Consider the following 1992-nt stretch of genomic DNA (forward strand, 5'->3'; position numbering starts at 1 on the left):
CGGTCGGAGAAGGCCTCGGAGCAAGCCCGGAGAGCAGCAGATCCATACTTACGGTTCGTATGGCTTCTTATGCCTCTTTCGTGGCGCATCTTCGACTTGTCCCCAGGGCATTGATCACGTGGGTCGGCCGTCGCGGCCGTTCCTTTCCGCTGGTCCACGGTGCACATCAGGGGGTACGCCATGGCCGCCAGGCCACTCGTCGCGCGTCAGCCCAACGAAAGGCTGCAGGCGCTCATCCAGGAGGCGGGCTGCTCCAACGCCGGCCTCGCCCGCCGGGTCAACATGTGCGGCGCGGAGCACGGTCTCGATCTGCGCTACGACAAGACATCGGTGGCCCGCTGGCTGCGCGGGCAGCAGCCGCGCGGGCGGGCGCCCGGCATCATCGCGGAGGCGCTCGGCCGCAAGCTGGGCCGTACCGTCACCATCGACGAGATCGGCATGGCGAACGGCAAGAACCTCGCCTCCGGTGTCGGCCTCCAGTTCTCGCCGACCGTGCTCGGCGCCATCGAGCAGGTCTGCGAGCTGTGGCGCAGTGACGTGGGCCGCAGGGACTTCCTCTCCGGCTCGACCGTGGCGGCGTCCGCGCTCGTGGAGCCGAGCCGCGACTGGCTGATCTCCTCGGCGGACTCCCAGGTCGGGCGGAGCGCGGGGCCGCGGGTGGGGATGCCGGACGTGGCGGCGGTGCAGGCGATGACGGAGGCGCTGACCAAGCTGGACCACCAGTTCGGCAGCGGGCATGTGCGGCCGGTCGTCGTGCACTACCTCAACTCCGTGGTATCCGGGCTCCTCGCGGGCTCCTACCGTGAGGCGGTCGGGCGTGAACTGTTCGCCGCCGTCGCGCGGTTGACGGAACTCGCGGGCTACATGGCCGTCGACACGGGCCAGCCCGGCCTCGCCCAGCGCTACTACATCCAGGCCCTGCGCCTCGCTCAGGCGGCCGGGGACCGGGGCTACGGCGGCTACGTCCTCGCGGCGTCGATGAGCCACCTCGCCGCCCAGCTCGGCAATCCGCGCGAGATCGCGCAGCTGGCGCGGGCCGCGCAGGAGGGCACGCGGGGCCGGGTCACACCCCGCACGGAGGCGATGTTCTACGCCGCCGAGGCGCGCGGCCACGCCCTGCTCGGGGACGGACGGGCGACGCAGGCGGTGGCGGGGCGTGCCGTGGAGGCGATGGACCGGGCGGCGGGCGAGGCGGACTCCGGTGACGACCCGGCCTGGATCAGCCACTTCGACCACGCGTATCTGGCCGATGAATTGGCGCATTGTCACCGTGATCTCGGCCAGGCCGACGCGGCGGCGCGCAGTGCGCAGGAGTCCCTGGACGGGCACCCCGAGACACGGGCGAGGCGCCGCGCGATCGGCCTGGTCCTGCTCGCCACGGCCCAGGCGCAGCGCCGCGAGGTCGAACAGGCCTGCCACACGGGCCTGAAGGCCGTCGAACTCCTCGGCACCCTGCGGTCGAACCGCGGCGCCGAGTACCTGGAGGACTTCCAGCAGCGCCTTGAGCCGTACCGCGACGAGCCCGTGGTCAGGGAGTTCGGGTCCCGGGTCGACGTGCTGGCGGCGTGAGCCACGCGCGCGTGCACCGTTGAACAGCGCCTGAGCGGCAGGTTTTGTTACTGCCGCCGCCCTGCCGAGGGCGGCGTTCTGAGCTGCGTGGCAGAGGGCTGCGGCGACCCGGTAGCGTGAGCCGACGGTTCCGTAGGTCCCCCATACACAGGAGTCCCGGTGACGCAGCAGAGCGGTCAGGGCGCTGCTTCCTCCGATCCGCGGCAGCCCGCGGCCCGGCAAGCCCACGAGGGCGTCGTGCTGCCCGCGGACGGCAGCGAGCCGCTGCTGCCCGGCACGGCGGGCCGGCACACCACCCCGGCGGGCGGCACCCCGTGGGGCGGCCCCTGGGGGCCCGGGACGGCGGGCCCGCCGCAGCCCGGCCAGGGCGAGGCCTGGGGCGCGCCGCCGCAGCAGCCCGCCGGTATGCCGCTGCCCCCCGAG

General features: G+C 73.3%; 1 protein-coding gene and 1 pseudogene. Both read left to right on the forward strand.

Annotation, left to right across the window (positions count from 1 at the left end; genetic code table 11):
* Window positions 1-180 precede the first annotated feature (180 nt).
* Window positions 181-1569, forward strand: coding sequence for a transcriptional regulator (locus AB8Z36_RS39225; protein ID WP_369218137.1), 1389 nt, complete (start codon window positions 181-183; stop codon window positions 1567-1569).
* 159 nt (window positions 1570-1728) lie between these two features.
* Window positions 1729-1992: pseudogene (locus AB8Z36_RS39230) on the forward strand (hypothetical protein); the annotation flags it as partial.

The organism is Streptomyces flavofungini, from assembly GCF_041028215.1.
GTDB lineage: Bacteria > Actinomycetota > Actinomycetes > Streptomycetales > Streptomycetaceae > Streptomyces > Streptomyces flavofungini_B.